Here is a 21,656-nt window from a genome sequence, read left to right as displayed (position 1 = left end):
CTGTCGGAGAGCGTGGAGAAACCAGCGGCTTACGGATCCTAGCTCATTGTTACCTATGCTCATAATGAGCGGCGTCCTGATATTGTTTTCGCATGACCACCCCAGATCCCGACGGCCTCCTCGCCGAGCAGCTGCTGCGGCTCACCCGCCGGGTGCACCGGATCCAGAAACGCCATCTGGAGCAGTGCGACCTGGGCATCACACCGGCCCAGTCCCGGCTTCTGCGCACCCTGGCGCACTTCGGCTCCCCGCCGCGCATGGCCGATCTCGCCGAGCGCCTCGAGGTGGTGCCCCGCGCGGTGACGTCGCTGGTCGACGGGCTGGAGGCGAACGGCATGGTGCGCCGGGTGCCCGACCCCTCCAATCGACGGGTGATCCGGATCGAGGTCACGGACGCGGGCCGCCAGGCGCTGCGGGAACTGCGCGGGGCGCGCAGGTCCGCGGCTCAGGAGATCCTGGCTCCACTGACCGAGGAGCAGCGTGAGGTGCTCGGCGGTCTGCTCACCACCCTGATCGACGGCGGCGACGCCCCGACCACGTCCTCTCTGAAGCCGCCCTGCTGACGGCGGTGACGCCGTCGTCAACAGGGCATTCATCTGCACCACGCCCCGCGGGGCGCCTGGACGCAGGGTTCAGCAGCCGTCGCGGTCCTCGGTGAGCGCTCCCTGAACTGTCGTCAGTATCCGGGAGTAGCAGCCGTCCGAGCCGTACAGCCGGTAGCGCTCGCTCGTCGTACCGACCGCGTGCCGCTGATCGCGCGGCACGTTGGCCGCGTACGTCGCGTCCCCGGTGTAGGTGTCCTTGAGCCGCGACCACGTCGTGCGCCCGTTGCCGCGGGCCTCGGCGACCGTTGCCAGGTCACCGAACGTCAGAACGGTGCGCAGCCGGTCATCGGCGCCCAGTGTCGTGGTGCCGTTCATCGTGTAGATGCCATGGGTGCGGGTCGTCCGGACCGGGCCACGCCCGTCGACGCGAAGCGACTCGTCGTCCGTCCAGGCGGATGCGCGGCCGGGACCGCACCGTCGCGGTACCCGGCGCTCCCGCAAAGCGCCTAGGCCCGCAGGTTCGCCCTGTCCCCCATCACCACCACGGGACGCCGGTCCGGGTCGAGGGTCTGCAACAGGTACTCCATACCAGACTCGGGCAGGGTGATACAGGCCGCCGTCCCGTCGCCGTGGTCCACATGGAGCCAGATGCCACCGCCCCTGTCGGATCCGCCGGGGCGGATCGGATCGGACGGCGGGGTACCCGGGCGCCGGTTGTAGTCGATGGCGATGACGTAGTCGAAGTCGCTCCGGTGCGCCTCGCCCCAGTTCGCCGGAACCGCGTAGGACACCGAGTTCTGGTCGTACGGCAGCGTTGCGCCGGGATCGTCGCGAACACCGCCGGCGTCGCTGAGGGTGAACACACCGACGGGGCTGCGCAGGTCGCCCTCATAGTGGTCCGTGGTCCACCCCTCCCTGCCGTTGTGCCCCGCCCAGCGATCGACCTCGGACCAGGCGTCACCGTCTTTCACGTAGTACACGATCGTGGAGTCCGGCGACTCCCTGCCGTCTCCGTAGACCACCAGCGCCTGGCGGCTGCCGTCCGGGATACGCCGGTACAGGTGGTCGCCGACGCCTGGGATGCGTCCTCGGTCGACTGGAGCAGGCGGTTCCGCCGTGGCGGCCGGCGGCCCCGCGGCCCTGTTCGGCAGTCGTCCGCCGTGCTGCCGGTCCCCCTCCGCACCCGAACCCCCGCACGCCGACAGGGACATCAGGAGCACACCACAGGCCGCGCCCACAACTCGCGAGCGCCCCGCACCGTGCACACCATCCCTTCACATAACGAATATAGTCACACTATTTGATGTCAAATCACGTATCCCTAACGGCTGTCCCGCCTGCGTGTCGCGCCCCGGGGGGCCGGTACTCACCTGTCGGGCCAGAAAACCGTTTGCCTCCGGCCGCAACACGGGCGACCCTTTCACGGTTTGTACGGCCATTCGCGGACGCTCGTAGGCGCTGCCCCCGCCTCCGCACCCTGGCCCGATCCATCCGTGACACGAGCCACTGGGACGTCATGCAGATTCGAGACCTTCCGTATCCCGACCCAGGTGTGCCGGACGCACGCTCGGGTCCCCGGTTCCTGTGGTGGCTCGGCCGCAACCAACTGGGCGGGCAGCTCAAGTCCCTCGCGTGGGGGCTGCTGCACTTCCTGTCCGTGTGCGGGCTGCCGTTCTGCGTCGGCCTCGCCGTCCAAGCCGTGGTCGATCGCTCGGGCGCGCGGCTCGTCCAGACTGGCGGGCTGCTCCTGTTGTGCGGGGTGGGTATCGCGGTGGGCGACCTGATGTTGCACCGCACCGCGGTCACCAACTGGATCACCGCGGCCGCACGGGTCCAGCAGCTCCTGGCCCGCAGGACGGCGGAACTCGGCTCCGCGCTGACCCGCCGCGTCGCGGCCGGCGAGGTCGTCGCAGTGTCCACCGGGGACGTCGAGAAGATCGGCTGGTTCGTCGAGGCCGTCTCGCGCTTCAGCGCCGCCGCGCTCACCGTCGTGGCGGTCTGCGTCGCGCTCGTGGTCTACCAGCCCGCGCTCGGCGTGGTGGTCGCGGTGGGCGTACCCGCGCTGGCACTGGCCGTCCTGCCGCTGCTGCCCCGGGCGACCCGGCGTGCCGACACCCAGCGGGAGAAGGCGGGACGCGCCACCGAACTGGCCTCGGACACCGTCGCGGGCCTCCGTGTACTGCGCGGCATCGGTGGCGAGGAGCTCTTCCTCGACCGCTACCGGAGGGCCTCGCAGGACGTGCGAACCGCAGCGGTGCGCAGCGCCCGGATGTGGTCGCTGATCGCGGCGGTCCAGGTGCTGCTGCCAGGGCTGCTGATGATCGCGGTCGTCTGGCGCGGTGTGCACCTGGCGCAGGAGGGCCGGATCGCCGTCGGTGAGCTGGTCACCGTGTACAGCGCAGTCATGCTGCTCACCTATCCCCTGCAGCACTTCCAGGAGATCGCCATGGCGTACTCCTTCTCACGGCCGTCGGCCCGGCGCGCGGCCCGGGTGCTCTCACTGGAACGCGCCATGGACTCGGCGGGCTCCCGCGAGGCGTGCCAGCCGACAGGGGATCTGTACGACCCGGTCACCGGGCTGCTCGCGCCCGCCAAGCAGCTGACCGCCGTGGTCTGCGGCGACCCGGACGCGGCGGGCGTGCTCGCCGAACGGCTGGGCGGGCACTCCGCCGAGGAGGGCGCCTCGGTGATTCTGGGCGGCGTCCCGCTGGACGAACTCCCGCTCGACTCGGCTCGGACCTCCGTCCTCGTCCAGGACAAGGACCCGGTGCTGCTGTCCGGTTCGCTGCGGGAACTGCTCGATGTGCCCGCCTCGGGCAAGGTCGGCGCCGAGGAGGCGCTCACCGCGGCGCAGTGCGGCGACGTCCTGGAGGCACTCACGCAGGGCTCGCCGACCGCTGCCGACCCGATGGACGCGCGGATCACCGAGCGCGGCCGGTCCCTGTCCGGCGGCCAGCGCCAGCGGCTCGCCCTTGCCCGGTCACTGATCACGGACCCCCAGGTGCTGGTCCTGGACGAACCGACGTCCGCGGTCGACTCGCACACCGAGGCCCGGATCGCCGAGGGGCTCCGGGAGCTGCGGGCAGGCCGGACGACGGTGGTGTTCACCTCGTCGCCCCTGGTCCTGGACCGTGCCGACCGCGTCGTGCTGGTGCACGAAGGCCAGGTCGCGGCCGTGGGCCTGCATCGCGACCTGGTGCACGGCGACCCCCGGTACCGAGCGGTGGTGACCCGCGAGACCGACGAAGAGGCCGCGGCACGGAACGCCCTACCGGCCGACGAAGAACCGGCCGTCGACGTAATGGCCGATGACGTGCTGGCTGACGAAGCACGGATCGGAGGGGCACGGGCCGAAGAGGCACGGGCCGAACACATGCTGGCCGAACTGGAAGAGATCGAGGAGACCGCATGACCGGCGTGGCGCCACCGGTGTACGACCCGGCGGCCCCGACAGTGGCGCATACGCTGCCCGTCGGCGCCCCGGAGACCGTCCGCTCCTACGTGGCCGAACTGTTCCGCCGGCACCGCCGGGCCTTCCTGCTGCTCATCGGCGTGAACACGGTCTCCGTCATCGCCTCGATGACGGGCCCCTACCTGCTCGGCGGACTCGTGGAACGCGTTTCGGACGGTACGCGGGAGCTCCACCTGGAACGCACCGCCGCCCTGTTCGTCCTCGCGCTCGCCGTTCAGGCCGTGTTCGTGCGGCTGGTGCGGCTGAACGGTGCCGTACTCGGCGAGCGGATGCTCGCCGACCTGCGGGAGGACTTCCTCGTACGGGCGGTGGGGCTGCCGCCGGGCGTGCTGGAGCGGGCCGGTACCGGTGATCTGCTGTCCCGGATCACCACTGACATCGACCGGCTCGCCAACGCGATGCGGGAGGCTGTGCCGCAGCTGGCGATCGGCGTGGTGTGGGTGCTGTTGCTGCTCGGCGGCCTGACGGTCACGGCTCCGCAGCTCGCCCCGGCCGTGCTGCTCGCCGTACCGCTGCTGGTGATCGGCTGCCGCTGGTACTTCAAGCGGGCTCCCTCGGCCTACCGCTCCGAGGCCGCCGGCTATGCCGCGGTGGCCGCCGTCCTCGCCGAGACCGTTGACGCGGGGCACACGATCGAGGCGCATCGTCTCGGCGACCGGCGCATCGCCCTCTCCGACCGGCGGGTCAAGGAGTGGACCGCCTGGGAGCGGTACACGCTGTGGCTGCGCTCGGTGCTCTTCCCGTTCATCAACATCACGCACGTCACGGTCCTGGCCTCGGTGCTGATGATCGGCGGGGTGTTCGTCCTGCACGGCTGGATCGGGGTCGGCCAGCTCACCACGAGCGCGCTGATCGCGCAGATGCTCGTCGATCCTGTGGGCCTGATCCTGCGGTGGTATGACGAGCTGCAGGTCGCCCAGGTGTCGCTGGCCCGGCTGGTCGGGGTCCGGGACATCGAGCCGGACGCGGGCGACACCTCACTCAGCCCCGACGGGCTGGACGTCGAGGCCGACGAGGTGCGCTTCGGCTACCGTGCCGGAGTCGATGTGCTGCACCGGATCTCCCTGAAGGTGGCGCCCGGCACCCGGCTCGCTCTGGTGGGTCCCTCCGGGGCGGGCAAGTCCACGCTCGGCCGACTGCTCGCCGGGATCTACGCACCGCGGGACGGCCGGATCACCCTCGGCGGCGCGGAACTGTCGCAGATGCCCGCCGAGCGCGTGCGCTCGCACGTGGCCCTGGTCAACCAGGAGCACCACGTCTTCGTGGGCTCCCTGCGCGACAACCTCCTGCTGGCCCTCCCGCACTCCCGCCTCCCCTCCAGCGGGGACTCCGCCGACGCCGTCGACGCCCAGCTGTGGGCCGCGCTGGCCGCGGTCGACGCGGACGGCTGGGCCCGTGCCCTGGACGAGGGCCTGGACACCGAGGTGGGCTCAGGCGGGCTCGCGCTCACTCCGGCACAGGCGCAGCAGATCGCGCTGGCCCGGCTGGTGCTCGCTGACCCGCACACGCTGGTCCTGGACGAGGCCACCTCGCTCCTGGACCCGCGTGCGGCCCGCCATCTGGAGCGCTCGCTCTCCCGCGTGCTGGACGGGCGCACGGTCGTCGCCATCGCGCACCGGCTGCACACCGCGCACGACGCCGATGTCATCGCCGTCGTGGAGAACGGGCGGATCAGCGAGCTGGGCAGCCATGACGAGCTGGTCGCCGCGGACGGGGCGTACGCCGCGCTGTGGCGGTCCTGGCACGGCTGACGCGGCGCCGGGCCGGGGCAGGTCCGGGACCGGGCAGTCGGCGGCCTGCCCCGCACCCCTTCCACGCACGATGCCCCCCGTGGCGCGGCGCCACCACGGCTGCCGTTGCGCAGGGGCATCGCAAAGTGAAAGTCTGGAGGTGGAACAGCGCGGGGGATGTGCCACAGTCATCGGTCGGAAGGGCGTGGCCCACGCCCGGCGACCCCCGCGTCCGGCGTCGTGTTTGGCGGCGCCCGGTTCCGCCCATCACCTGGAGGTACCCGTGGACAGCACCGACGGTTGGGGAGACGACGTCTACCAGCCCGACGGATCCGAGGTGCAGGACGACGCGGGGCTGCTCGACGCCGAGGACACCCTGCTCTCCGACGGGGTCGGCGACCCTCTCGACCGCGGCTGGTCACCGCCGGAGCGGCCCTGGGCGGTAGAGCACGTGGGCGTGACCGCGTCCGAACGGCACCACGGCGAGACCCTGGACGAACGCCTCGCCGAGGAACTCCCGGACATCGCGACCCCGGACGGCGACGACATCGGGGACTGGCCGGACGGCGAGGGGGAGCCCCTGGACAACGAGGTGGGCGACGTCCGCTCCGGCCGCCTTGTCGCCCCCAGCGAAGGAGCGCACGAGGACGAGGAGAGCGGGCTGATCGCCAGCGACGTCGGCATCGACGGCGCGGCTGCCTCGGCCGAGGAAGCCGCCGTGCACATCGTCGACGAGGAGCCCTCGTCCGGCTGATGCCGCTGGTCCCCGCACCCCCGCCAGGAGCAGTCATGCAGCAGGACAAGCACCCCGACTACCACTCCGTCGTCTTCCGCGACCGCGCCGCCGGCTACGCCTTCCTGACCCGGTCCACCGCGACCAGCGACCAGACCATCGACTGGGACGACGGCGAGACGTATCCGGTTGTGGACGTGGAGATCTCGTCCGAGAGCCACCCCTTCTACACCGGCAAGGCACGGACGGTGGACTCGGAGGGGCGCATCGCCCAGTTCGAGCGCCGGTACGGCGGGGCGGGGCAGACGGCGGGCGCTGAGGGAGATCGGTAGGCCGCCGCCCCGGCCCGCGCTCAGATCAAGTTGAGAGCCGCGGCACAGCCCACGCCGCCGAGCAGCATGAACACGGGCATCAGCACCTTCAGCTCCACCCAGCTGCCCGCCCGGAATCGCATCACCTTGGGCGGGCCGACCGGGTACCAGCGCCTGCGGCCCAGCGGTATGGGCCACAGGATCGGGCAGCCCGAGACGGTCAGCGCGTCCCCGATGTCGTGCACCAGAGCACCCAGGATGATCGGTAGGCCGAGCCACAGGTACTGCTGTCCCGGCGCGGTGAACAGCCAGTCCGAACCATTGCCGGGTTTGTCGAGCACGCCCGCCAGAATCCAGGCACTGGTACCGGCGAGCAGCCAGACCAGCACATCGCTGCTCGAACCGCGGGCCGCCCGCCACAGCAGTCCCTCGATCGCGAGCACCATGTGGACGAACAGGATGCCCAGCACCGTCCACCGGCCGCCCGCGACGGCCGCGGCCGCGGTGCCCGCACCAATCAGCACCGCCCACAGCCAGGTGTGGGTCAGCGTGCGATGGCCACCCGAGCGACGGGCGTCGCCCGGCTTCCGGGTCGCCTTGTAGACGGCGTAGGAGAGCTTGTCGACGATCTCGCACACCCCGCGGGAGATGGGTCCGAAGGCCCGCGAGATGGTGGCCGCCTTGTGGTCCAGATCCGGGGCCAGCGCGGCTCCCGCGCAGATCAGAGCACCGACCAGGAGCACCGGCCAGGGCATCGGGTGGCCCGCCGCGGCAGCGGCCGCCCCCACCCCGAGCCAGGCCGCGGCCCCCGACAGTGAGTGTGCTGGTCCCATCATCGCCGCTTCCCGCCCCATTCTTCTTGTCGCACTGCTCAGTTGTCGATGTGCACTGACGTGTTGTCGGCGCCACAGCGTAGCGTTGACGATCTTCGGACCGGCATCCGATTCCCCCATCCGGTCGCGGGGCAGGCAAGATGGGGACGTGACCCTCATCGATCAGCTCCCCAGGACCGCAGACCCCGACGCCCTCTACGAAGCCTTCGAGGCGTGGGTCGGGGATCGCGGCCTCACCCTCTATCCCCACCAGGAGGAGGCGCTGATCGAGGCCGTCTCGGGAGCGAACGTGATCGTGTCGACTCCCACCGGCTCCGGCAAGAGCATGATCGCCGCGGGGGCGCACTTCGCCGCGCTCGCCCGGGACGAGGTCACCTTCTACACGGCGCCGATCAAGGCTCTGGTCTCGGAGAAGTTCTTCGAGCTGTGCAAGCTCTTCGGCACCGAGAACGTCGGCATGCTGACCGGCGACGCCTCCGTCAACGCGGACGCCCCTGTGATCTGCTGCACAGCCGAGGTTCTCGCGTCCATCGCGCTGCGCGACGGCAGGCAGGCCGACGTCGGCCAGGTCGTCATGGACGAGTTCCACTTCTACGCCGAGGGCGACCGCGGCTGGGCGTGGCAGATCCCGATCCTGGAACTGCCTCAGGCGCAGTTCATCCTGATGTCGGCGACGCTCGGCGATGTCTCGATGTTCGAGAAGGACCTGACCCGCCGCACCGGACGCCCGACCGCGGTGGTCCGCTCGGCGACCCGTCCGGTACCGCTCTCCTACGAGTACCGGTTCACCCCCCTCACCGATACGCTCACCGACCTCCTGGACTCCCGCCAGGCCCCGGTCTACATCGTGCACTTCACGCAGGCCCAGGCCGTGGAGCGGGCGCAGGCGCTGATGAGCATCAACATGTGCTCGCGTGAGGAGAAGGACGAGATCGCCGCACTGATTGGCAATTTCCGCTTCACCACCAAGTTCGGCCGCAACCTCTCCCGCTACGTACGGCACGGCATCGGCGTCCATCACGCCGGCATGCTCCCCAAGTACCGGCGTCTGGTGGAGAAGCTGGCCCAGGCAGGCCTGCTGAAGGTGATCTGCGGCACGGACACACTGGGCGTCGGCGTCAACGTTCCCATCCGCACCGTGCTGTTCACGGCACTGACCAAGTACGACGGCAACCGGGTACGCACGCTGCGCGCCCGGGAGTTCCACCAGATCGCGGGCCGCGCGGGACGCGCGGGTTTCGACACGGCGGGCTTGGTCGTGGCGCAGGCGCCCGAGCACGTCATCGAGAACGAGAAGGCGCTCGCCAAGGCCGGCGACGACCCGAAGAAGCGCCGCAAGGTGGTGCGCAAGAAGGCACCGGAGGGCTTCGTCGGCTGGACGGAGAACACCTTCGAGAAGCTGATCGCCGCCGAGCCCGAGCCGCTCACCTCCCGCTTCCGGGTCACCCACACAATGCTGCTGTCTGTGATCGCCCGGCCGGGGAACGCCTTCGAGGCGATGCGTCATCTGCTGGAGGACAACCACGAGCCGCGCAAGCAGCAGTTGCGGCACATCCGGCGCGCGATCGCGATCTACCGCTCGCTGCTGGACGGCGGGATCGTCGAGAAGCTCGACGAGCCGGACCCCACCGGCCGCATCGTGCGCCTCACCGTCGATCTTCAGCAGGACTTCGCGCTCAACCAGCCGCTGTCGACGTTCGCACTGGCCGCATTCGAACTCCTCGACCCGGAGTCCCCCTCCTACGCCCTCGACATGGTCTCGGTCGTCGAGTCCACACTGGACGACCCGCGCCAGATCCTGGCCGCCCAGCAGAACAAGGCGCGCGGCGAGGCCGTGGCGGCGATGAAGGCGGACGGCCTCGAGTACGAGGAGCGCATGGAGCGGCTCCAGGACGTCACGTACCCCAAGCCGCTCGAGGAGTTGCTCTTCCAGGCGTACAACACCTACCGCAAGAGCCACCCGTGGGTGGGCGACCATCCGCTGTCGCCGAAGGCGGTCATCCGTGACATGTACGAACGGGCGCTCTCCTTCACGGAGTTCGTCTCCTACTACGAACTCGCCCGCACCGAGGGCATCGTGCTGCGCTACCTGGCCAGCGCCTACAAGGCCCTCGATCACACGGTCCCGGACGACCTGAAGTCGGAAGACCTGGAGGACCTGATCGCCTGGCTCGGCGAGATGGTGCGCCAGGTCGACTCCAGCCTGCTGGACGAGTGGGAGCAGCTGGCCAACCCGGAGGAGCTGACGGCCGAGGAGGCGCAGGAAAAGGCCGACGAGGTCAAGCCCGTCACCGCGAACGCCCGCGCCTTCCGCGTCCTGGTCCGCAACGCCATGTTCCGCCGGGTGGAACTCGCCGCCCTCGACCAGGTCGAGGAACTGGGCGAGATGGACGCCGAGGCCGGTTGGGACGCCGATGCGTGGGGCACCGCGATGGATAAGTACTGGGACGAGTACGAGGAGCTCGGCACCGGCCCTGACGCTCGCGGCCCGAAGCTGCTGATGATCGAGGAGGAGCCGCAGAACGGGCTGTGGCGCGTCCGGCAGGCCTTCGCCGACCCCAACGGCGACCACGACTGGGGCATCAGTGCCGAGATCGACCTTGCGGCCTCCGATGCGGAGGGCCGCGCCGTCGTCCGGGTCACCGACGTCGGCCAGCTGTGAGCACAGGAGAAACGCTTTCATGACGAACCCAGCCGAGAGGCTTGTCGATCTGCTCGACCTGGAGCAGATCGAGGTCAACATCTTCCGTGGCCGCAGCCCGCAGGAGTCCCTGCAGCGGGTCTTCGGCGGCCAGGTGGCCGGGCAGGCGCTGGTCGCCGCCGGCCGGACCACGGACGGCGAACGGCCGGTGCACTCGCTGCACGCGTACTTCCTGCGCCCCGGCATCCCCGGAATGCCCATCGTGTACCAGGTCGAACGGGTGCGTGACGGAAGGTCCTTCACGACCCGGCGGGTCACGGCCGTACAACGAGGCCGCACGATCTTCAATCTGACCGCTTCCTTCCACAAGCCTGAAGAGGGGAGCTTCGATCACCAGTTGCCTCCGGCCCGCAAGGTTCCGAACCCCGAAACCCTGCCGACGGTGGCGCAGGAGGTCGAGGAACACCTCGGTGCACTGCCCGATGCCCTGGAGCGGATGGCGCGGCGTCAGCCTTTCGACATCCGTTACGTGGACCGGCTGCGCTGGAGCGCCGAGGAGATCAAGGACGCCGAGCCGCGCAGCGCCGTATGGATGCGCGCCGTGGGCCCGTTGGGGGACGACCCCTTGGTGCACACCTGCGCTCTCACCTACGCGAGCGACATGACACTCCTGGACGCCGTCCGCATCCCCGTGGAGCCGCTGTGGGGACCGCGCGGCTTCGACATGGCGTCGCTGGATCACGCCATGTGGTTCCACCGGCCGTTCCGCGCGGACGAGTGGTTCCTTTACGACCAGGAGTCGCCGATCGCGGTGGGTGGCCGCGGCCTCGCCCGGGGCCGCATCTACGACATCGAGGGACGTCTGCTCGTCTCGGTCGTCCAGGAGGGACTGTTCCGCAGTCTCCAGCGCTGACGCAGGGCGCCCGGCATCCGGGTCACTGCCCGGATGCCGCGCCGGTCACGGGTTTCTGCGCCGCAGCCACCCGAACATGCCTCGTGACGGTGTCGGCTCCTGCTGGGGCTGCGGCTCCTGAGAGCCGGCCGGACTCCCGGATGGACCTTCGTCCGGGCCCACCGACAATGGCCCCGGCGCGGGCCGGTACCCGCGCGCCTCGATGAGGGCCAGTCCCAAATCGGCCAGGAGCCATCCGATCTCATCGGGATCCTCTGCCGTCATGATCCGCGCGGTGACCCGGACCGCAGGCGAGTCGGGCGGGCCCTGCACGGGTCGCGCGGGCCGGAGGCGATACAGCTCGGCCCGCTCGTACGGATCACGGACGACCTCCTCCACCCGTGCCCGATCGAGAAGGGATGCCACCACTGCGGCCCTCGCCCATGGATCCTCCAACTGACGCAGCTGGAATCCGAGGTGGCGCCCTCGCCAGTTCCTGGGGCGCAGATCCAGGCCCGCCTCCAGTTGGTCGCGCAGCCCTTCCGGCGTCCGGCCGGTGAGCAGGTTCGCGTTCGCCTCGCCCGATGCGAACTGCTTGAGCTCCTCGGCCAAGTACAGCCAGACCACCGCGCGGTAGCGGTTCAGATACCACTTGACGGGAACCACCAAGCCAAGACGTGCGAACCGGGTGAACCTGGCCGGTGTCACCCCCATCAGGGCCGCTCCGTCCCGAGTGCCCAGCACCTTGACCCGCTCCCGCAGCGCCTCGGGGAAACCGGCTTCGCGCCGCACGCGATCGATCTCCGCACGCTTGACACGGCGTCCCCCTCCCAGCTCCCCGGAGACGGTCCGCACATACCCGAGTTGTACCGCGAGATCGAACTCCCCGCGCCTCAGGTCCAGTTCTCGTGCGGCACCGTTCAGAGCGAGCGACCTGCGCCGCGACGCGGATGCTGCGGCGCTGTCGGTGGCGTCGGCGACGGTGGACGTCATGGTCTTCCCGGACATGGCAGTTCTCCCCCGTGGAGTCCCTTGCGAGCGTGGTCTACGCCCGCCTCGGAAAAACCGTAGCCGGATCGCCGGATCCCGGTTTCTACCTGTGGATAACTCTCGCGGCCACCGTTTCCGCAGGTCAGAGGACCATCCGCGAGGGCCTGGGCCTCACGTCGGGAGATCCAGGAGGCTTGTGCGCCTCACTGTCACAGGTCCACGGTCGGCGTGCGCTCCCGGTCCCGCGACTCCACGGCGAGGTGCTCCCCGACCCGGTTCACGAGCAGTGTCATCTCGTACCCGATCTGGCCGATGTCGGCCTCCGCGGCACTGAGCACGCACAGGCAGCTGCCCGAACCGGCCGCGGTGACGAACAGGATCGCATCGTCGAATTCGATCATCGTCTGACGCGCCTGGCCGGCACCGAAGTGGCGGCCCGAGCCCTTGGCCAGGCTCTGCAGCCCGGACGAGACCGCCGCGAGGTGCTCCGCGTCCTCGCGCCGCAGCCCCGTGCTAGCTCCGGTCACCAGTCCGTCATTGGACAGCACCAATGCGTGCCGTATGTGGTCCACGCGCTCGGTCAGGTCGTCCAGGAGCCAGCCGAGCTCGGTGTTCTGCGCCATGGTCCTCTCTCCCCGTGACGTCGTTCCTCCTGGCCGGAGGATCCGATCAGCCAGCCTTCCCCACTGCCGCCTTCCCGGCAAGCAGGATGGAGGCATGGCACACAAGATGACCGACGAGGAATGGCGAGCCTTCGTCTCGCACGGCACCCGCACCGCGAAGCTCTCCACCGTCCGGGCCGACGGCAGTCCGCATGTGGCGCCGATCTGGTTCCTGCTGGACAGGGGCGACCTGGTCTTCAACACCGGGAAGGAGACCGTGAAGGGCCGGAATCTGGCCAGGGACGGCCGCGTCGCCCTGTGCGTGGACGACGACCGGCCTCCGTTCGACTTCGTCGTACTGCAAGGACGGGCGGAGCTGTCGGAGGACCTCGACGAGCTGCGGCTCTGGGCTGCCCGGATCGGCGCCCGGTACATGGGCGAGGAGCGGGCCGAGGAGTTCGGCGCCCGCAACGGCGTCCCAGGGGAACTCCTCGTCCGGGTGCGGATCGAGACGGTGCTGGCCTTCTCGTCCGTCGCCGATTAGCGCGTCAGCTCACGGAGTCGAGCAGCCGGGCGGTGTGCATGCGCCCGGCGTACTCGACCAGACGGATCAGCACCTCCTTGCCGGAGTCGCGGTCCCGTGCGTCGCACAGCACCACAGGTGTGCCCTGGTCGAGGTCGAGGGCGCGCGACACATCGTGGGCGCCGTAGGTGCGGGCGCCCACGAAGCAGTTGACGGCCACCACGAACGGGATGTGCCGGTGCTCGAAATAGTCCACGGCAGGGAAGCAGTCCTCGAGCCGTCGGGTGTCCGCCAGGACGACCGCACCGAGGGCTCCCTGCGAGAGCTCGTCCCACAGGAACCAGAATCGGTCCTGGCCGGGCGTGCCGAAGAGGTAGAGCGAGAGACCGGACCGGATGGTGATACGCCCGAAGTCCATGGCGACGGTCGTCGTGACCTTCTGGTCCACGCCGTCGATGTCGTCCACGGACTGGCCCGCTTCGCTGAGCAGTTCCTCGGTGCGCAGCGGCCTGATCTCACTGACCGCGCCCACCAAGGTGGTCTTGCCCACGCCGAATCCGCCGGCGACAAGTATCTTCAACGCCAGGGCGGTCGTCTCGTCCGCGGAGGCGTCGGAGTGCTCGGAGACCATCGATCACTTCTCTCGGGAGTGCCGGCAACGGTCGACATCGGTACATCCGTGCGGAGTCAGCATCATGGCAACTTCCGTCGCTCTCCCAGGAGTTGGATCGTTAGTTGCCCGATCTGAGCACCTCTCGCCCGTTCGATACCTGAACGGGCGCACAACTTGGCGCGAGTCCGGCTGACGTTGGTTCCGGTCCATCGCCTAAAGCGCCCTCAGTCCCTCGATGACTTCGCGCAGAATCCGTTCGTCGGGCAGTTGAGCCGGGGGTACGGGGCGGCTGACCGTCACACAGCCCAGTTCCAGAAGATCGCCCAGGAGCACGCGGACGACGCCGACGGGCAGGTCGGCGCCTGCGGAGAGTTCGGCGACGGACTGCGTCTCGATACGGCACAGGTCGATGAGAGCGAGGTGTTCCGGGCCCAGGGAGGTGTCGTCGTCCGCGTTCGGCGCGCCAGTCTGGAGCGAGACGAGTGCGATCAGGTCGAACCGGACCCCGCTGGGGCCCGGTCTGGTGCGGCCACCCGTCATCGCATAGGGGCGGACCAGCGGGCCCGCTTCCTGATCATACCACCGGCCGCCCGGCAAGTACGGCGCGCCTGTCGGTTCCTCGGTCATCCGCAACCGCCTCCGGCTCTCAACCGGCGGCCGGCGGACGCGCGCCCACACGGGGCGGGGTGTAGAGGTGCTCACCCACGCGCTTCACCAAGCGGGCCATCTCGTAGGCCACCAGGCCGATGTCAGCCGTGACAGCCGTGAGGAGCGCGAGGCAGGACCCGTCGCCGGCGGCCGCCACGAACAGGAATCCGTCGTCCATCTCGACCATGGTCTGTCGCACCCCGCCGACACCGAAGTGGCGGCCCACGCCCTTGGCGAGACTGTGGAAGCCGGAGGCGACCGCCGCCAGGTGCTCGGCGTCCTCTCGGCTGATGTCGGTCGACGCGCCCACGGCAAGGCCGTCGTTGGACAGCACCACGGCGTGCCGCACTTCGCTCACACGTACCACCAAGTCGTCCAGCAACCAATCGAGTTCCCCCGACCGCTGGGCGGTCCTCATGCTCGGGTCCTGGATCACGTGAGGTCTCCTTCTTCGCTGCTGTCGCCGACGGGCCCCGTCGCGCTGCCAGGGGCGCGGCCACCACCACGTGTCCAGCCGTCGCGGTATGCCGCCATACGGTCCCTTACCAGTTCGGGGGTGCGTTTGTCGTCGCGCGCCGGGCCCGGGGTGCCCGTCGCAGGCTCCTGCGGGCGCTCAGCCCGCAGTTGGGGGGCCAGGTTCGCCTGCCGTACGCGCCGGGGCAGGCTCTCGGATCCCTCCGAGTCGTCCGCGGGGCGGTGCAGCCTCAGCGTGGTGACCACCGACGGCGGGCCCTCTGCCGAGGCGTCGGCGGACGCATGAGTCCCGGCGGGAGCCGACCCGGCAGGCGCGAGCCGTTCCGCGGTCTGCTCCACGGGCTCCTTGCCTTCCGCGGCCGCGGCCACGCGCGCGTACTCGTGGGTTTCGTGCCGTTCGGCCTCCGCCGTCCGAGGTGGACGTTCCTCCGCGCTGGTGTGCAACAGAGCCGTCGGCAGGAGGACGACCACGGTCGTGCCGCCGTAAGGGGAGGTCTGCAGGTGCACCTTGACGCCGTGCCTGGAGGCGAGCCTGCTGACCACGAAGAGGCCGAGCCGGTCGCTGTCGCACAGGTCGAGTACCTCGGACTGCTCGATGCGCCGGTTGGCGTCGGCGAGGGTCTCCCTGCCCATGCCGAGGCCGCGATCCTCGACCTCCACGGCATAGCCGTTGCCGACCGGTTCTCCGCTGACACGCACGCGCGTGTGCGGCGGCGAGAACTGCGCGGCGTTCTCGATGAGTTCGGCGAGGAGGTGGGTGAGGTCGGCGACCGCGGCGCCGATCACCAAGGCCTCGGGGAGTTGCCGTACCTCCACGCGCGCGTAGTCCTCGACCTCGGAGACCGCTGCGCGTACGACGTTGGTCAGCGACACGGGCGTGCGCCAGGCACGGCCGGGTGCGGCTCCGGAGAGGATGATCAGGCTCTCCGCGTGGCGGCGCATGCGCGTGGTGAGGTGGTCGAGCCGGAAGAGGTCGCTCAGCTGGTTCGGGTCGTCGGAACGGCGCTCCATGCTGTCGAGCAGGTTCAGCTGCCGGTGTACCAGGACCTGGCTGCGCCGGGCCAGATTGACGAACACCCCGGAGATTCCGCTGACGAGTTCCGCACGTTCGACAGCGGCGTGCAGGGCGGCCTGATGCACCGTGCTCAGAGCCTCGGCGACCTGTCCGGCCTCGTCCTCGGCCGGCGGCCCGAGAGGTGCCTCGGAGTCGACGTCGATCTCCTCCCCGGCACGCAGCTTTCGCATGGCCTGCGGGAGTTTGTGACGGGCGATCTCCAGGGCGCTGTTGCGCAGGCTGACCAGTTCGACGACCAGTCCGCGTCCGATGCGCACGGAGATGACGAGGGATGCGGCGACGGCGGCCAGGCCCAGGAGGACAGCGGCGCCGGCGGGGGTGAGCACGACGCGGGTGAAGGCATCGGCCCGGTGCGCGACGCCACGGCCGGCGTCCGCCTCGATGGCCCGCATACCGTCCTGCACACGCGCGTGTGCCGGGTTCCAGGTGACGGCCGGGGCGGAGCGGACGGCCTGAGCACCGGGCCGGCCGCCCAGCACCCTGTCCTCGACGGCGCCGATGTCGGCGTACGCGGTGTCCTTCGCGAGCCGCTGCCAGGCGGCCTGTTGAGAACCGCGCAGATCGGCTACGGCGGACGCGGTCAGGGCGCGGCGAGTGTCAACGGCGCCGGTGAACAGTCTCAGGCGCTCGCCGTCGAGGGTGCCTGCTAGGCGGGCGCTGGAGAGGACCGTGTCCTCCTGGGCGAGCGACTCTCCCGCGCGTGAGAACTCGAGCAGCACGCGCGCGTCGGAGCCGAGGTCGGCGTCCTGCACCCCGGACAGCGCGCCGTCCACTACGAAGGCCGCGGCGATCGCCCTGGTGTACTGGGCGTACGTCTCGTCCCAACCAACCCGGCGGGCGAGCACGTCGTCGCGCAGTGACCGCAGGCCTTCGGCCCCAGTGACGAATGCTTCGAGGCGGCCGGGGACGTTGCCGGGCAGATCGGTGCCATCGGCGACGGTGAGATGATCGCCCAGCCGCAGCTTGGACACGGCCCGGTCGGTGCGTCCGGCCAGTGTCCTCAAGTCGTCCGCCTGCTCGGCCCCCGGGTCGGTCGCATAGCGCACAGCGGCCGCGCGTTCGGTCTGGAGGGCGGCCACGGCGTCGGCGACCGGGGCACGCACGGTGGACTCCACGCGCTGCAACTGACGCAGCCCTGCGATGTCCTGAGCGGTACTGACGGTGGCGTACGCCCAGAGGGCGAGCAGGGAGACCACGGGCACCATCAGAAGGCAGACGACCTTGGCCCTGACGGTGCGCGGGCGTATGCGCCACCCTCTCGCCCGCAAGGGTGGGGCGGGCTCGGTGCTGCCGATCTCGTCGATATCGGTTCGCTCGCCGGCCGGGCGGGCGGCGTGCGCCCGGCGACCGCGGACCTGCGGCCTGGACGGCGACTCGGCGCCGGCCCCGGGGGTCCTACGGGGTGTTCGCATGGACTCCTCGCTCGGAAGATGTCGGGTCGTGACGTCCGGGCCCGCGGTCAGCGGGCCACACTCTCGACGGGTCGCTGGGCCGAAGCAAACGCCTCCCGTTCGCCGACGGTCGGCGACAGCGCGACGAATGCCGAGGTCAGGAACAGGTAGGACCCGAGGCCGACGGCGAGGGGGAAGATGAACTGCATCGCCGTGGCCCCGGGCAGGGCCGCGCCGGACGGCGCGACGTGAACGCTCACCGCCAACATCCCGGTGTAGTGCATGCTGCTGACCGCCGCGCCCATGACGAGCGAGGCGACGGTGACCGCGACGGGCGACTTGATGTTCAGTCCCGCCCACAGGGCCGCCGTCGCCGCGACCACGGCGATCAGGACGGAGACCCCGACGAACATAGGGTCGTAGCGCACCGCCCCGTGCAGCCGCAGTGCCGCCATACCGAGGTAGTGCATGCTCGCGACGCCGAGGCCGGTCGTCAGCCCGCCGAGGACGAGCGCCCTGGCGCGGTCCCTGCCGTAGCCGACGGCGAAGACGCCGGCGCCGACCATGACCATGACGACCAGCAGGCTCAGGATGGTCAGTGGCACGTCGTAGCGGATCTCGGTTCCGGAGACGCCGAAGCCGAGCATGGCAACGAAGTGCATGGTCCAGATACCGGTGCCGATCGCCGAGGCCCCGGTGATGAGCCAGTTGCGACGCGATCTGCCCGTGGTGCCCAGCGCGCGGACCGTACAGCGCAGCCCGAGGGCGGCGCCTATGCACGCCATCACATACGACAGCACGGGGGTAAGCCAGCCGAACGCGGCGTGGTCCAGGTGTCCCATGGCTCCGGGACGCTAGTCGCGACGGGGGCGCGCGACGGACGCGCAGTTCGAAAGCTGTTGGAATCTGACACAGAAAGAACTAGGAAGGATCACGTCACGCTCGAACATGTGCACTGCGGCGTCGTTCGTGGAGGTGAGGGATCATGCGAAGCATGAGCGATGACCACACGCACGTTCAGGAGTTCTTCGGGGCGCGCGCAGCCGACTGGGACACCCGGTTTCCCGACGACGGCCCGGCATACGCCGCCGCTGTGGACGCTCTCGGGCTGCGCGAGGGCGACCACGTGCTCGACGCGGGCTGCGGAACAGGGCGGGCCCTCACGCCGCTGCGTGCGGCCGTGGGGCGCTCCGGGGTGGTCCTGGGGGCCGATCTGACCCCGGCGATGCTCGAGGCCGCTGTGCGGGCGGGAAGGAACCGTGACGGCGTGTTGCTGCTCGCCGACGTGGCGACGCTGCCCCTCCGCACGGAGTCCCTCGACGCGGTCTTCGCAGCGGGCCTGATCGCACATCTCCCCCACCCTGCCGAGAACCTGCGGGAGTTGGCGCGCGTGGTACGGCCCGGCGGACTTCTCGCGCTGTTCCATCCCATCGGCCGGGCCGCCCTCGCGGCCCGGCAGGGCCGGCAGATCACCCCCGACGATCTGCGCGCCGAGCCCAATCTCGGCCCAGTGCTGGCCGGTTCCGGCTGGCGGATGACGTCCTACGCCGACGAGGACGCGCGATTTCTCGCCTTGGCCGTCCGCGAGGTCTGAGTCTCACCCCCCAGCGACTTCGGCCGCGAACGCGTCCGGGTTGTCGAACATGACGTTATGGCCCGCGCCCGGCACGGTCACCACGCGCACGCCCGCGGCCTCCAGGCCTTCCCTGCCCTCCAGTTCACCGCTCAGCTCGCCCTGGAGATAGACCCGGTCGACCGTGATCGCCTCGAGCAGGCGGCGCATCGTGGGGTTCGTGCCCCGCACGAGGTGTGTCGCCGTGCGGTGGAGGGCGCGCGGGTCGGCGAGTCGCATGGTGGCGGCCCAGTCGGGACCGACCTTCTCGAGCACGCGCGCGTGGCCACCGTTTTCTACGTACTCCTCCTCCGTGTATGTGGCGATACCGCTGCTGCCGGAGCCGACCGGCGGGTCGGGATCGAGGTTGGCCTCGACGAGTACCAGCCGTGAGACGAGGTCGGGTCGCCGGTGGCCCAGCACGATGGCCACGGAGCCACCCATGCTGTGCGCGACGACTTCGACCCCGGTCACCGCCGCCGCGTCCAGTGCGACGGCCAGCGCGTCGGCATGGTCCTCCAGCGTGTAGCCGAAGGCCGCGGGGCGGTCACTGATGCCGTGCCCGGGCAGGTCGACGAAGAGAGTACGGCGACCCGCGAGTTCGGGCCGTGCCGCTATGTGTGCGTTGTAGACCGCCGAGGACGCACCCAGTCCGTGCACGTAGACACGCGCGGGTTCGGCCCCGGGCGTCTCCGTCCAGCGGATCGCGCTTCCGCTGCCGTCGAACTCCGCCTGCCTCATCGGCCTCCCCTTCGCGCTCTCGCCGCCGTCCTCTTGCCCAGGAAGATACCTCGGATACGATGTATTGCGAAGCCGATGTACCACGCCCGTAGGACAGAATGCACGCATGCTGGATCTCGCCATCCTCGGCTTTCTCCACAACGCTCCGCTGCACGGCTATGAGCTGCGCAAACGCATCACCGCGTTGACCGGGCATGTGCGGCCCGTCGCGGAAAGCACGCTGTACCCCGCGATCAAGCGGCTGGAGAAGGCGGGACTGCTGGCACGGACCACCCAGCCCGGCTCGGTGGCGGCTCCGCGGCATGTCCTGACCCTCACCGACGAGGGCCGGGAGGAACTGCGCCGCAGGCTCGCGGAACCCGCGCAACGCGACATCACCGACGAGAACCGCTGGTTCACGGTGCTGGCCTTCCTCAGGCACCTGCAGGACCCGGCGGCACAGGCAGCCGTGCTGCGGCGCAGGCTCGCCTTCCTCCAGCAGCCCACGAGCTTCTTCTACGAGGGCGATCGCCCGCTGCGCGCCGAGGAGGTGGACGACCCCTTCCGGCGCGGCATCCTCACCATCGCGCGGGCCACCAGCAGGGCCGAACTGACGTGGCTGCGCGCGACGCTCGACTCGCTCGAGGAAACAGGGGGCTAGGGCGCGTATCCGGTTGTGATCAATCTGTGGGAATCGGCCTTGTGGCGAGGCCTGAACCGATAGACCGTCTTGTGTGACGCGAGTGCAACTGACGGATGCAGAGTGGGAGTTCATCGGGCCGTACCTGCCGATCGGCCAGTACGGCCCGTACCCCGAGCGGCTGCGACAACAGTTCGAGGGCGTGATCTGGCGGTTCAAGACGGGCGGGCAGTGGCGGGAGATGCCGCAGGAGTTCGGTGCCTGGTCGACCGTCCACAACCGCTTCCGGCAGTGGCGCGATGCAGGCGTCTTCGAGGCCCTGCTGGAGGGCCTGATCGCGGAAGCCGCAAAGCGGGGTGAGGTGGACCTGTCTCTGGTCAGCATCGACTCCACTACTGCGCGGGCACACCACGACGCTGCCGGGATGCACCTGGGCCAGGACGTTGTCACCGCTCTGGAGAAGGCCGCTACCGAGGAGGAGAAGGCCAGGTCAAAGGGGGCGGCTGCGACGAACAAACCGGGCAGCACGTCGAAGTCGATCCCGAGCGGGAAGAACGACGACGCATCCGGCGTCGGCGGAAACTCCGGCTGAAGGCCGCCCTGCTCGGCCGGTCGAGGGGCGGGCAGACCAGCAAGGTCCACCTCGCCGCCGACCGAAAGTGCCGCCCGCTGGCGTTCGTCCTCACCGCGGGACAGGCCGCGGACAGCCCGCAGTTCATCCCCGTGCTCAAGAAGATACGGGTCCGCGGGCCCGTCGGCCGCCCCCGCACCCGCCCTGACGCGGTTGCTGGGGACAAGGCCTACTCGTCCCGTGGCAACCGGGCCCACCTGCGGAAACGCCGCATCAAGGCAGTCATCCCGGAGAAGAAGGACCAGGCCGCCAACCGGAAGAAGAAGGGCTCCAGGGGTGGCCGGCCCGTCGGCCACGACGCAGACCTCTACAAGGAGCGGAACACCGTCGAGCGGCTGATCAACAAGCTCAAGGCCTGGCGAGGCATCGCCACGCGCTATGACAAGACCCCGCACAGCTACCTCGCCGGCCTCCACCTGCGCGCCTCGATGATCTGGATCAAAGACCTCACCCGGACCACCTATTGATCACGACTCAATACGCGCCCTAGTACTGCAATCACAGTTGCAGGATGTGGCCTCGGCGTTTGTAGTGGCTGCTGCGGGCCCGGGTCTGGCTGAGACGTCTCCACCATGACCAG

Annotated in this window: 20 protein-coding genes and 2 pseudogenes; 11 read left to right on the top strand and 11 right to left on the bottom strand. The window is 70.0% G+C overall.

Translation table 11 applies throughout. From position 1 onward, the window contains the following. The first annotated feature begins 92 nt into the window (after positions 1–92). Positions 93–563, top strand: coding sequence for a MarR family winged helix-turn-helix transcriptional regulator (locus ACWDA7_RS16620; protein WP_450604949.1), 471 nt, complete (start codon positions 93–95; stop codon positions 561–563). 69 nt (positions 564–632) lie between these two features. On the opposite strand, the pseudogene ACWDA7_RS16615 reads toward ACWDA7_RS16620, so the two are convergent. Further along, positions 633–1,001: pseudogene (locus ACWDA7_RS16615) on the bottom strand (peptide-N4-asparagine amidase); the annotation flags it as partial. Positions 1,002–1,051: 50 nt separating this feature from the next. Further along, the gene (locus ACWDA7_RS16610; RefSeq protein ID WP_450604947.1) at positions 1,052–1,756 is read right to left on the bottom strand and encodes a hypothetical protein; all 705 of its coding nucleotides are present in this window, start codon (positions 1,754–1,756) and stop codon (positions 1,052–1,054) included. Between the two features lie 305 nt (positions 1,757–2,061). Here ACWDA7_RS16610 and ACWDA7_RS16605 point away from each other — a divergent pair, with 305 nt between their 5' ends. The 4 genes from ACWDA7_RS16605 (at position 2,062) to ACWDA7_RS16590 (ending at position 6,812) form a co-directional block, all read left to right on the top strand. Continuing rightward, complete coding sequence (locus tag ACWDA7_RS16605; protein WP_450604946.1) at positions 2,062–3,957, top strand: ABC transporter transmembrane domain-containing protein; 1,896 nt, start codon at positions 2,062–2,064, stop codon at positions 3,955–3,957. Next, positions 3,954–5,768 (top strand): ABC transporter ATP-binding protein, encoded by a 1,815-nt coding sequence (locus tag ACWDA7_RS16600; RefSeq protein WP_450604945.1) that lies wholly within the window; start codon positions 3,954–3,956, stop codon positions 5,766–5,768. Before ACWDA7_RS16605 ends, ACWDA7_RS16600 begins: the two co-directional genes overlap by 4 nt. 262 nt (positions 5,769–6,030) lie before the next feature. Beyond that, the gene (locus ACWDA7_RS16595; RefSeq protein WP_359402523.1) at positions 6,031–6,501 is read left to right on the top strand and encodes a DUF5709 domain-containing protein; all 471 of its coding nucleotides are present in this window, start codon (positions 6,031–6,033) and stop codon (positions 6,499–6,501) included. A gap of 35 nt (positions 6,502–6,536) precedes the next feature. Next, a complete protein-coding gene (locus ACWDA7_RS16590; protein ID WP_450604941.1) occupies positions 6,537–6,812 on the top strand; it encodes a type B 50S ribosomal protein L31 in 276 nt (91 codons plus the stop codon). Between the two features lie 20 nt (positions 6,813–6,832). On the opposite strand, the gene ACWDA7_RS16585 is transcribed toward ACWDA7_RS16590, so the two are convergent. Then, a complete protein-coding gene (locus tag ACWDA7_RS16585; RefSeq protein ID WP_450604940.1) occupies positions 6,833–7,627 on the bottom strand; it encodes a metal-dependent hydrolase in 795 nt (264 codons plus the stop codon). 145 nt (positions 7,628–7,772) lie between these two features. Here ACWDA7_RS16585 and ACWDA7_RS16580 point away from each other — a divergent pair, with 145 nt between their 5' ends. Together ACWDA7_RS16580 and ACWDA7_RS16575 are read left to right on the top strand one after the other, a co-directional pair. Next, positions 7,773–10,286: a DUF3516 domain-containing protein gene (locus ACWDA7_RS16580; RefSeq protein WP_450604938.1), complete on the top strand. Its 2,514-nt coding sequence runs from the start codon at positions 7,773–7,775 to the stop codon at positions 10,284–10,286. A 19-nt stretch (positions 10,287–10,305) separates the two neighbouring features. Further along, complete coding sequence (locus tag ACWDA7_RS16575; RefSeq protein ID WP_450604936.1) at positions 10,306–11,178, top strand: acyl-CoA thioesterase; 873 nt, start codon at positions 10,306–10,308, stop codon at positions 11,176–11,178. 45 nt (positions 11,179–11,223) lie between these two features. On the opposite strand, the gene ACWDA7_RS16570 is transcribed toward ACWDA7_RS16575, so the two are convergent. Together ACWDA7_RS16570 and ACWDA7_RS16565 are read right to left on the bottom strand one after the other, a co-directional pair. Then, positions 11,224–12,165, bottom strand: a complete 942-nt coding sequence (locus ACWDA7_RS16570; RefSeq protein WP_450604935.1) for a DUF6397 family protein — start codon at positions 12,163–12,165, stop codon at positions 11,224–11,226. A gap of 191 nt (positions 12,166–12,356) precedes the next feature. Continuing rightward, complete coding sequence (locus ACWDA7_RS16565; RefSeq protein WP_450604934.1) at positions 12,357–12,770, bottom strand: roadblock/LC7 domain-containing protein; 414 nt, start codon at positions 12,768–12,770, stop codon at positions 12,357–12,359. Between the two features lie 94 nt (positions 12,771–12,864). Between ACWDA7_RS16565 and ACWDA7_RS16560 the strand changes: the two genes are divergently transcribed. After that, a complete protein-coding gene (locus ACWDA7_RS16560; protein ID WP_450604933.1) occupies positions 12,865–13,293 on the top strand; it encodes a PPOX class F420-dependent oxidoreductase in 429 nt (142 codons plus the stop codon). Between the two features lie 4 nt (positions 13,294–13,297). Here the strand turns inward: ACWDA7_RS16560 and ACWDA7_RS16555 are convergent, their stop codons facing one another. The 5 genes from ACWDA7_RS16555 to ACWDA7_RS16535 form a co-directional block, all read right to left on the bottom strand. Next, complete coding sequence (locus ACWDA7_RS16555) at positions 13,298–13,903, bottom strand: GTP-binding protein (RefSeq protein WP_450604932.1); 606 nt, start codon at positions 13,901–13,903, stop codon at positions 13,298–13,300. Positions 13,904–14,098: 195 nt separating this feature from the next. Next, positions 14,099–14,512 (bottom strand): DUF742 domain-containing protein, encoded by a 414-nt coding sequence (locus ACWDA7_RS16550; RefSeq protein WP_450604931.1) that lies wholly within the window; start codon positions 14,510–14,512, stop codon positions 14,099–14,101. Between the two features lie 19 nt (positions 14,513–14,531). Beyond that, positions 14,532–14,969: a roadblock/LC7 domain-containing protein gene (locus ACWDA7_RS16545; protein ID WP_450604930.1), complete on the bottom strand. Its 438-nt coding sequence runs from the start codon at positions 14,967–14,969 to the stop codon at positions 14,532–14,534. Continuing rightward, positions 14,966–17,494 (bottom strand): sensor histidine kinase, encoded by a 2,529-nt coding sequence (locus ACWDA7_RS16540; RefSeq protein ID WP_450604928.1) that lies wholly within the window; start codon positions 17,492–17,494, stop codon positions 14,966–14,968. Before ACWDA7_RS16540 ends, ACWDA7_RS16545 begins: the two co-directional genes overlap by 4 nt. Positions 17,495–17,541: 47 nt before the next feature. Then, positions 17,542–18,315 carry an MHYT domain-containing protein gene (locus ACWDA7_RS16535; RefSeq protein ID WP_450604926.1) on the bottom strand — a complete coding sequence of 258 codons (774 nt, stop codon included), beginning with the start codon at positions 18,313–18,315 and terminating at the stop codon, positions 17,542–17,544. 152 nt (positions 18,316–18,467) lie between these two features. Between ACWDA7_RS16535 and ACWDA7_RS16530 the strand changes: the two genes are divergently transcribed. Beyond that, positions 18,468–19,067 carry a class I SAM-dependent methyltransferase gene (locus ACWDA7_RS16530; RefSeq protein WP_450604924.1) on the top strand — a complete coding sequence of 200 codons (600 nt, stop codon included), beginning with the start codon at positions 18,468–18,470 and terminating at the stop codon, positions 19,065–19,067. 3 nt (positions 19,068–19,070) lie between these two features. Here ACWDA7_RS16530 and ACWDA7_RS16525 read toward each other — a convergent pair whose 3' ends face one another. Continuing rightward, complete coding sequence (locus ACWDA7_RS16525; RefSeq protein ID WP_450604922.1) at positions 19,071–19,826, bottom strand: alpha/beta fold hydrolase; 756 nt, start codon at positions 19,824–19,826, stop codon at positions 19,071–19,073. Positions 19,827–19,932: 106 nt separating this feature from the next. On the opposite strand from ACWDA7_RS16525, the gene ACWDA7_RS16520 reads away from it, so the two are divergent. Both ACWDA7_RS16520 and ACWDA7_RS16515 read left to right on the top strand, forming a co-directional pair. Beyond that, positions 19,933–20,466, top strand: a complete 534-nt coding sequence (locus tag ACWDA7_RS16520; protein WP_450604920.1) for a PadR family transcriptional regulator — start codon at positions 19,933–19,935, stop codon at positions 20,464–20,466. Positions 20,467–20,539: 73 nt separating this feature from the next. Then, a pseudogene (locus ACWDA7_RS16515) lies at positions 20,540–21,543 on the top strand (IS5 family transposase). Positions 21,544–21,656: the final 113 nt, after the last annotated feature.

The organism is Streptomyces sp. NPDC001156 (assembly GCF_053598275.1).
This window is presented reverse-complemented; position numbering and strand designations above follow the sequence as displayed.

What these genes read in the sequence shown, in the direction of transcription:
- ACWDA7_RS16620 (WP_450604949.1), top strand. Translation starts at nt 93, where the DNA reads ATGACCACCCCAGATCCCGACGGCCTCCTCGCCGAGCAGCTGCTGCGG.
- ACWDA7_RS16610 (WP_450604947.1), bottom strand. Translation starts at nt 1,756, where the DNA reads ATGTCCCTGTCGGCGTGCGGGGGTTCGGGTGCGGAGGGGGACCGGCAG.
- ACWDA7_RS16605 (WP_450604946.1), top strand. Translation starts at nt 2,062, where the DNA reads ATGCAGATTCGAGACCTTCCGTATCCCGACCCAGGTGTGCCGGACGCA.
- ACWDA7_RS16600 (WP_450604945.1), top strand. Translation starts at nt 3,954, where the DNA reads ATGACCGGCGTGGCGCCACCGGTGTACGACCCGGCGGCCCCGACAGTG.
- ACWDA7_RS16590 (WP_450604941.1), top strand. Translation starts at nt 6,537, where the DNA reads ATGCAGCAGGACAAGCACCCCGACTACCACTCCGTCGTCTTCCGCGAC.
- ACWDA7_RS16585 (WP_450604940.1), bottom strand. Translation starts at nt 7,627, where the DNA reads ATGATGGGACCAGCACACTCACTGTCGGGGGCCGCGGCCTGGCTCGGG.
- ACWDA7_RS16575 (WP_450604936.1), top strand. Translation starts at nt 10,306, where the DNA reads ATGACGAACCCAGCCGAGAGGCTTGTCGATCTGCTCGACCTGGAGCAG.
- ACWDA7_RS16570 (WP_450604935.1), bottom strand. Translation starts at nt 12,165, where the DNA reads ATGTCCGGGAAGACCATGACGTCCACCGTCGCCGACGCCACCGACAGC.
- ACWDA7_RS16565 (WP_450604934.1), bottom strand. Translation starts at nt 12,770, where the DNA reads ATGGCGCAGAACACCGAGCTCGGCTGGCTCCTGGACGACCTGACCGAG.
- ACWDA7_RS16560 (WP_450604933.1), top strand. Translation starts at nt 12,865, where the DNA reads ATGGCACACAAGATGACCGACGAGGAATGGCGAGCCTTCGTCTCGCAC.
- ACWDA7_RS16555 (WP_450604932.1), bottom strand. Translation starts at nt 13,903, where the DNA reads ATGGTCTCCGAGCACTCCGACGCCTCCGCGGACGAGACGACCGCCCTG.
- ACWDA7_RS16550 (WP_450604931.1), bottom strand. Translation starts at nt 14,512, where the DNA reads ATGACCGAGGAACCGACAGGCGCGCCGTACTTGCCGGGCGGCCGGTGG.
- ACWDA7_RS16540 (WP_450604928.1), bottom strand. Translation starts at nt 17,494, where the DNA reads ATGCGAACACCCCGTAGGACCCCCGGGGCCGGCGCCGAGTCGCCGTCC.
- ACWDA7_RS16535 (WP_450604926.1), bottom strand. Translation starts at nt 18,315, where the DNA reads ATGGGACACCTGGACCACGCCGCGTTCGGCTGGCTTACCCCCGTGCTG.
- ACWDA7_RS16530 (WP_450604924.1), top strand. Translation starts at nt 18,468, where the DNA reads ATGAGCGATGACCACACGCACGTTCAGGAGTTCTTCGGGGCGCGCGCA.
- ACWDA7_RS16525 (WP_450604922.1), bottom strand. Translation starts at nt 19,826, where the DNA reads ATGAGGCAGGCGGAGTTCGACGGCAGCGGAAGCGCGATCCGCTGGACG.
- ACWDA7_RS16520 (WP_450604920.1), top strand. Translation starts at nt 19,933, where the DNA reads ATGCTGGATCTCGCCATCCTCGGCTTTCTCCACAACGCTCCGCTGCAC.